The sequence below is a fragment of the Streptomyces sp. NPDC089915 genome (assembly GCF_040684675.1).
Lineage (GTDB): Bacteria > Actinomycetota > Actinomycetes > Streptomycetales > Streptomycetaceae > Streptomyces.
In genome coordinates, this window is the sequence record NZ_JBFBGN010000213.1 from 1 (window position 1) to 7,948 (window position 7,948).

7 protein-coding genes are annotated in these 7,948 nt (G+C 72.6%); 5 read left to right on the forward strand and 2 right to left on the reverse strand.

Features of this window, described 5'->3' with window-relative positions; translation table 11 throughout:
• Positions 1-146 precede the first annotated feature (146 nt).
• The 4 genes from AB0O29_RS33280 (at position 147) to AB0O29_RS33295 (ending at position 3,744) form a co-directional block, all read left to right on the forward strand.
• Positions 147-332, forward strand: a complete 186-nt coding sequence (locus AB0O29_RS33280; protein WP_266839393.1) for a Trm112 family protein — start codon at positions 147-149, stop codon at positions 330-332.
• A 61-nt stretch (positions 333-393) separates the two neighbouring features.
• On the forward strand, positions 394-1,527 hold the full coding sequence (locus tag AB0O29_RS33285) for an SIS domain-containing protein (RefSeq protein WP_365159376.1): 1,134 nt from the start codon (positions 394-396) through the stop codon (positions 1,525-1,527).
• Positions 1,528-1,575: 48 nt separating this feature from the next.
• Positions 1,576-2,733 carry a mannose-6-phosphate isomerase, class I gene (gene manA / locus AB0O29_RS33290; RefSeq protein ID WP_365159379.1) on the forward strand — a complete coding sequence of 386 codons (1,158 nt, stop codon included), beginning with the start codon at positions 1,576-1,578 and terminating at the stop codon, positions 2,731-2,733.
• Positions 2,734-2,808: 75 nt separating this feature from the next.
• Positions 2,809-3,744, forward strand: a complete 936-nt coding sequence (locus tag AB0O29_RS33295) for a cation diffusion facilitator family transporter (protein ID WP_365159382.1) — start codon at positions 2,809-2,811, stop codon at positions 3,742-3,744.
• Positions 3,745-3,838: 94 nt separating this feature from the next.
• On the opposite strand, the gene lepB is transcribed toward AB0O29_RS33295, so the two are convergent.
• Positions 3,839-4,576, reverse strand: a complete 738-nt coding sequence (gene lepB / locus AB0O29_RS33300; protein WP_365159385.1) for a signal peptidase I — start codon at positions 4,574-4,576, stop codon at positions 3,839-3,841.
• Positions 4,577-4,749: 173 nt separating this feature from the next.
• Entirely contained in the window at positions 4,750-6,777 is a 2,028-nt protein-coding gene (locus AB0O29_RS33305; RefSeq protein WP_365159388.1) for a fructose-specific PTS transporter subunit EIIC, read from the reverse strand.
• A gap of 323 nt (positions 6,778-7,100) precedes the next feature.
• Between AB0O29_RS33305 and AB0O29_RS33310 the strand changes: the two genes are divergently transcribed.
• The coding region (locus AB0O29_RS33310; protein ID WP_365159390.1) for an adenosylhomocysteinase at positions 7,101-7,948 on the forward strand (848 nt) is incomplete at its 3' end.

Sequence of the window (7,948 nt, forward strand, 5' to 3'; positions counted from 1 at the left end):
CCACCCCCGCCGGCGTTCGAGGCGCGGGGTCCGGGGCGGAGCCCCGAAGGCCCGGGCGCAGCCCCCGCCCCCCGCCGAGCCGCACCGCAGGTGACTCGGCGGTACGCTGACCACGCCCAATCCGCATCCCGAAGGGACACCGCCCCATGCCGCTCGAAGCCGGCCTGCTGGAGATCCTCGCCTGCCCCGCCTGCCACGCCCCCCTCCGGGACAACTCGGCGGACGAGACCGCTCCCGAGCTGATCTGCACCGGCCAGGACTGCGGCCTCGCGTACCCGGTCCGCGACGGCATCCCGGTCCTCCTCGTGGACGAGGCCCGCCGCCCCGCCTGACCCGGCGGCCCCGCGCCCCCGCTCGACCAGCCTGGATCCGTCAACCCCGCCGGAGGCCCCCATGCTCGACGAGTCACTCCTCGACGCACCGGACGATCTCGCCCGTGCCGACCGCCGCGGCCTGCTCCGCGGCGCCGCCGAGGCCGGGGCCAGGGTGCGCACCGCCGCCCGGCACGCCGCCGAGGCCGGCCTCGCGGACCTGCGCCCCGACGGCCGCCCCCGGGCGGTGCTCATCGCCGGCCCCGGCACCGCCGCCACGGGCGTCGCCGACCTCCTCGGCGCCCTCGCCGGAGCCTCCGCCCCGGTGACCCGCCTGCACCCCACCGGCGTCGCGCACGCCGCCGGGGCGCTGCGCTGGACCCTGCCCGGCTGGGCCGGCCCCGTGGACCTGCTGCTCATCGCCACCACCGACGGCACCGAGCCCGGCCTCGGCGTCCTCGCCGAACAGGCCTACCGGCGCGGCTGCACCGTCGTCGCCGTCGCCCCCGAGCGCTCGCCGCTCAGCGAGAGCGTCGACGGCGCCCACGGACTCCTCGTCCCGATGGCCAAGGCCCCGTACCAGGAGTACGACGAGTCGGCCGCCGCCGGCCCCGGCGCCCTGTGGGCCCTGCTCACCCCGCTGCTGGTGCTCCTCGACCGGGTCGGGCTGATCGCGGCCGCCCCGGACACCCTCCAGCTCGTCGCCGACCGCCTCGACCGCACCGCCGAACGCTGCGGCCCGGCCATCGCCACGTACTCCAACCCGGCCAAGACCCTCGCCGCCGAACTCGCCGACTCCCTCCCCCTCATCTGGAGCGAGGGCACCGGCGCCGGACCGGCCGGCCGCCGCTTCGCCGCGACCCTCGCCGAACTCGCCGGCCGCCCCGCGCTCGCCGCCGACCTCCCCGAGGCCCTGCCCGCGCACGGCGTCCTGCTCTCCGGGGCCTTCGCCGCCGGGGCCGACCCCGACGACTTCTTCCGCGACCGCGTCGAGGAGCCCCAGGCCCTGCGCGCCCGCGTCGTACTGCTGCGCGACCGGCCCACCGGCGGACTCACCGCCGCACCGGCCGCGCGCGAGCTCGCCCTCAGCCACGACACGGCCATCAGCGAGCTCGAACCGGAGGAGGGCGGGGAACTGGAACAGCTCGCCGAACTCCTCGCCGTCACCGACTTCGCCACCGCCTACCTGGCGCTGGCGGCCCGGGGACACAGCTGAGGCACACATCCGTGCCCGCACCGCACCAGCTCCAGGAAGACGACGACGATGGACCGCCTGACGAACACGATCCGCCCCTACGCATGGGGATCCACCACCGCGATCCCGGCCCTCCTCGGGGTCGAGCCCAGCGGTGAACCCCAGGCCGAGATGTGGATGGGCGCCCACCCCGGCGCCCCGTCCCGCCTCGACCGCGGAACGGGCGGGACCACCCTGTCGGCCGTCATCGCCGCCGACCCCGAGCGCGAGCTCGGCGCCGCCGCCGTCGCGAAGTTCGGCCCCGCCCTGCCGTTCCTCCTCAAGGTCCTCGCCGCCGGCGCCCCCCTCTCCCTCCAGGTCCACCCCGACCTCGCCCAGGCCCGGGCCGGCTACGAGGACGAGGAGCGCCGCGGCGTCCCGATCGACGCGGGCCACCGCAACTACAAGGACCCCAACCACAAGCCCGAACTGATCTGCGCCCTCACCCCCTTCGACGGGCTGTGCGGCTTCCGCCCGCCGCTGGAGGCCGCCGACCTCCTCGAAGGCCTCGGCGTCGACTCCCTGAAGCCGTACGTCGACCTGCTGCGCGCCCACCCCGAGGACGCGGCCCTGCGCGAGGTCCTCACCGCCGTCCTCAGCGCCGACCGCGAGGAGATGGCCCGCACCGTCGCCGAGACCGCGGCCGCCGCCGAGCGCCTCGGCGGCCCGTACGCCCCGTACGCGGGCCTCGTGCACGACTACCCCGGCGACCCGGGCGTGATCGCGGCCATGCTCCTCAACCACGTCCGGCTCCAGCCCGGCGAGGCCATGTTCCTCGGCGCCGGCATCCCGCACGCCTACCTCGACGGCCTCGGCGTCGAGCTCATGGCCAACTCGGACAACGTGCTGCGCTGCGGCCTCACGCCCAAGCACGTCGACGTCCCCGAGCTGCTGAAGGTCGTCGTCTTCGCACCCAGCGCCCCCGGCGTCCTGCGCCCCGAGGGCGACGGCGAGGAGGTCTACGAGACCCCCATCGACGAGTTCCGCCTCTCCCGCTTCGTCCTGGCCCCCGGCGGCGTCCCCCGCGCCCTCCCGGACACCGCCCCGCAGATCCTGCTCTGCACCGCCGGCGCCCCGGCCGTCGGCGAACTGGCCCTCGCCCCGGGCGAGTCCGTCTTCGTCCCCGCGGGCGAAAAGGTCGAACTGTCCGGAACCGGCACGGTCTTCCGGGCCACCGTCGTCATCTGACATCGCATCGGCCCCACGGGTAGCTGCAACAATGTGCGGCCGTAGCCAGTGGCCAGGAAAGGACATCCAGCACCCATGAGCGCGTCGGGCGGCACCAAGGCGATCGTGGCGGCACTCGCCGCCAACCTGGCCATCGCTGTGGCCAAGTTCGTGGCATTCCTCTTCAGCGGCTCCTCGTCGATGCTCGCGGAGAGCGTCCACTCGGTCGCCGACTCCGGCAACCAGGGCCTGCTCCTCCTCGGCGGCAAGAAGGCCCAGCGCGAGGCCACCCCGCAGCACCCCTTCGGGTACGGGCGCGAGCGCTACATCTACGCCTTCCTCGTCTCCATCGTCCTCTTCACCGTCGGCGGCATGTTCGCCATCTACGAGGGCTACGAGAAGATCCACGACCCGCACCCCATCGAGTCCTGGTACTGGCCCGTCGGCGTCCTCGTCTTCGCGGTCATCGCGGAGGGCTTCTCCTTCCGCACCGCCATCAAGGAGTCGAACGAGACCCGCGGCAACCAGTCCTGGGGCCAGTTCATCAAGAGCGCCAAGGCCCCCGAGCTGCCCGTGGTCCTGCTGGAGGACCTCGGCGCGCTCGTCGGCCTCGTCCTCGCCCTCCTCGGCGTCGGCCTCGCCCTCATCACCGGCGACGGCGTCTGGGACGGCGTCGGCACCCTGTGCATCGGCGTCCTGCTGATCGCCATCGCCGTCATCCTCGCCCTGGAGACCAAGTCCCTCCTGCTCGGCGAGTCCGCCGGCACCGCCGAGGTCGAGAAGATCAAGGCCGCGCTCGTCGACGGGGACACCGTCACCGGCGTCATCCACATGCGCACCCTGCACCTCGGCCCCGAGGAGCTCCTGGTCGCCGCCAAGATCGCCGTCCAGCACGACGACACCGCGACCGAGGTGGCCAACGCCATCAACGCCGCCGAGGCCCGCATCCGCGCCTCCGTGCCGATCGCCCGCGTGATCTACCTGGAGCCCGACATCTACAACCCCGACGCCGCCAAGGCCGACGGCCGCTGACCGGCCCGGCCGGCCCGGCCGGCTCCGGACGTACGAAGGCCCCCGCAGCTCACCACGAGCAGCGGGGGCCTTCGCCCGTGAAAGGAGGGGGACGCTACGACTGGGCGTCCGCGCGCTCACCGGCCGCGGCCGCCGCGGCCGGCTCGCCCTGCTCGGCCTGCTCGGAAGCCGGAGCGTCCGCGGCCACCGGGGCCTCGGCCCGCCTGCGCGCCCGCCGGGACACGAACGCCAGCACCGCGCCGGCCACCAGCACCAGCGCACCGGCCAGCTGCCCCCACACGGCCAGCTTCGCCATCGGGTACATCACGACCTTGGCGGAGATGCCGTCCACCGGGACCGGACCGTTGTTCGCGTACTGCGAGCCGTCCGAGTTCATCCGGTTGTCGCCCATCAGGAACACGGACCCCTCGGGCACCGTCACGTCGAAGGCCACCGCCGAAGGGTTCTTCCACTGCTCCAGGTACGGCTCGTCCAGCGGATCACCGTTGAGCACCAGCCGGTACTGGCCGCTGGTCTTGCTGCTCGGCTTGTACCGGATGCGGTCCCCGCCCACGGCGATGACCCGGTTCATCTGCGTCTTCTGCAGGGACCACGGAACGGAGACGAGGACGACGTCCCCCCGGCGCAGCTTCCCCGTGTCCACCGGCTCCAGGTAGATGCTCTCCCCGTCGGTGTAGGTCGGCGCCATCTGCCAGCCGGCCGCCTTGCCCATCGAGAAGCGCGACGGAGGGTCGACGGCCTTCGCCACGGTCACCCCGCCGAGGATGACCGCTCCGAGCACCAGCAGGACGATCGCCGCGATCCCGCGTCTGCGTCCTGGCCTGTGTGTCATTTCGTCCCTTCCGATGTACCTGCCTTGCATCGTAGGTCGACGGCGAGGCACGGAATGCCGCCGGGGGCCCGGTGCGCCAAGTCCGTACATACCGATTCGGACACTGCCCGTACGCCGCCGGGTCCCGTACCGGAGCGGTACGGGACCCGGCGGACGGGGCGCGGGAGGGGCGGCTACCCGATCTCGCGCAGGACCTCCAGGACGGCCGGCCCGTCGGGCGCCGACCCGAGCCGGTCGCGGAACCCGCCGTCCATCAGCTTGCGCGACAGCAGGGCCAGGATCCGCAGGTGCTCGTCCCCGGCGGCGGCCTCCGGCACCGCGATCATGAAGACGAGCCGGGCCCTGGTGCCGTCGAGGGAGCCCCACTCGATGCCCTCGGAGGACCGGGCGAAGCCCACCGTGGGGCGGACGACCGCGTCCGTCTTGGCGTGCGGGATCGCGATCGACTCGCCGAGCCCGGTCGTGCCCTGCGCCTCCCGGGCGAGGGCGACGCGGACGAGCTCCTCGACGTCACGGACGTTGCCGGTGGTGGCCAGCACCTCGGCCATCTCGCGGATCGCCGCCTCCTTGGAGTCCGCCGACAGCTCCGTCCTGACGGTCCGCTCCGTCAGGTAGCCGGACAGCACCTCCGCCTCCTCGGCGGGCCCGGCCCCGGCGGCCGGGGCGGCGGCGGCCACGGCCGTACCGCCCGCCCCGGCGCCCACCCCGGCGAGCACCGGCTCGGGCACCGCGGCCGTCTCCGGCGCGGCGGCCCGGGCGGCCCTGCGGGCCTTGAGCTCGATCAGCGCGTTCGTGGTCAGCGCGGTCACGACCGTGCCGATGGCGATCGCGACGAAGAACATCGCCACACCGCTGATCGCGCCGAACAGCGAGACGACCGGACCGCCGTGCGGCACCGAGTTCCCGACCCCGGCCAGCCCGGCCACCGCACCGGCGACCGCGCCGCCGAGCATGTTGGCGGGGATGACCTGCGCGGGCCGCGCGGCGGCGAAGGGGATCGCCCCCTCCGAGATCCCGAAGAAGCCCATGAACAGGGCGGCCATGCCGGCCTCCCGCTCCTGGTCGGTGTAGAGCCTGCGGCGCAGCAGCGTCGCCAGCCCCTGGCCGAGCGGCATGACGGGGATGGCGGCGGCGGCCATGCCCATGACCGCGTTGTTGGTGCCGATGAGGCCCACGGCCACGAGGAAGGCCGTCTTGTTGACCGGGCCGCCCATGTCGAAGGCGATCATCAGGCCGATCAGGGCGCCGAGGACGATGGCGCTGGAGCCGGTCATCCCGTTCAGCCAGTCGGTCAGGTGCGTGAACACCCAGGAGATGGGCTGCCCGATGACGTAGATGTAGAACAGCCCGAGCGCCAGAGTCGACGCGATCGGGATCACGATGATCGGCATGATCGGCTGGACGAACCTCGGGACCTTGACCTTCTTGATCCAGATCACCAGGTAGCCGGCGAGGAAGCCGGTGGCGATGGCGCCCAGGAAGCCCGCGTTGGCGTCCGCACCGTAGATGTTCACGGCGTCGGCGGCCAGGAACCCGCCGATCATGCCCGGCACGAGCGCGGGCCGGTCACCGAGCGCGTGGGCGATGTAGCCCGAGAAGATCGGCAGCATCAGCTTGAAGCCGAGACCGCCCAGGGAGTTGACGTAGAACCAGAACGAGTCCTTGTCGAACTCGATGCCCTTGGGCGTGGTGTGCCCGCCGAGCGCGATCGAGACCGCGAGCAGCAGACCGCCCACGACGACGAACGGGATCATGTGGGACACGCCGTTCATCAGCGCCTTGTACGCGGCGCTGCGCTCCCTGCCCCCGCCCGCCGGACCGCCGCCGGCCGCGGACCCGCTCTGCACCGGGGCGGTCCGTACCCGTTCGATCAGTTCCTTCGGCCGGTGGATGCCGTCCGCGACGCCCGTGGAGAGCACCCGCTTGCCGGCGAAGCGGGCGCGGTCGACCTCCTTGTCGGCGGCGATGATGATCCCGTCCGCCTCTCTGACATCGTTGTCAGAGAGGACGTTCTCCGCGCCGATCGAGCCCTGCGTCTCCACCTTCATCTCCACGCCGAGCTCGGCGGCGGCCTGCTGGAGCTTCTCCGCGGCCATGTAGGTGTGTGCGATCCCCGTGGGGCACGCGGTGACGGCGAGCAGCCTCAGCCGCTCCTGCCCGTTCGCGCCTCCGCCACCGGGAGGGCCGGCCGTAGTACTCACGTGGAATCTCCTTCGCGCGATGGGTCCGTCCAACGGAATCCTCCACCAGATAAGGAGTGGATCAAAAGTCCGAAAGGCCCCGAACCTTCTGCCGGACGGCCCGAAAACAGGCCGTGACTCGTTCCCGTACGGGCTGGGGCCCGCTGCGCCGATCGGTGTAGATTCGTCATCAGTGTCAGGCGTCGCTGCTGATGGCGGTCGGGCGGTCCTCGTGACCGGCCGAGGGGAGAGAGGGCCCCGCGACGGACTGTGCTCGGCGCACCGGCCCGCCCGTGCGCGGCTCAGCCGTACCCACACCTCTCGACCCATGAGGAGCAGCACCCATGGACTTCAAGGTCGCCGACCTTTCCCTTGCCGTCTTCGGCCGCAAGGAGATCACCCTGGCCGAGCACGAGATGCCGGGTCTGATGTCGATCCGCCGGGAGTACGCCGAGGCGCAGCCGCTGGCCGGCGCCCGTATCACCGGTTCGCTGCACATGACCGTGCAGACCGCCGTCCTGATCGAGACCCTGGTCGCGCTCGGCGCCGACGTCCGCTGGGCCTCCTGCAACATCTTCTCCACCCAGGACCACGCGGCCGCCGCCATCGCCGTCGGCCCGAACGGCACCCCGGAGAACCCGCAGGGCGTTCCGGTCTTCGCCTGGAAGGGCGAGACGCTGGAGGAGTACTGGTGGTGCACGGAGCAGGCGCTGACCTGGCCGAACACCCCCACCGGCGGCCCGAACATGATCCTCGACGACGGTGGTGACGCCACCCTCCTCGTCCACAAGGGCGTCGAGTTCGAGAAGGCCGGCGCGGCCCCGGACCCGTCCACGGCGGACTCCGAGGAGTACGGCCACATCCTCACCCTGCTCAACCGCACCCTCGGCGAGACCCCGCAGAAGTGGACCCAGCTGGCGTCCGAGATCCGCGGTGTGACGGAGGAGACCACGACGGGTGTCCACCGTCTCTACGAGATGATGGCCTCGGGTGACCTGCTGTTCCCGGCGATCAACGTGAACGACGCGGTGACGAAGTCGAAGTTCGACAACAAGTACGGCTGCCGTCACTCGCTGATCGACGGCATCAACCGTGCCACCGACGTGCTGATCGGCGGCAAGGTGGCGGTGGTCTTCGGTTACGGCGACGTCGGCAAGGGCTGCGCGGAGTCGCTGCGCGGTCAGGGTGCGCG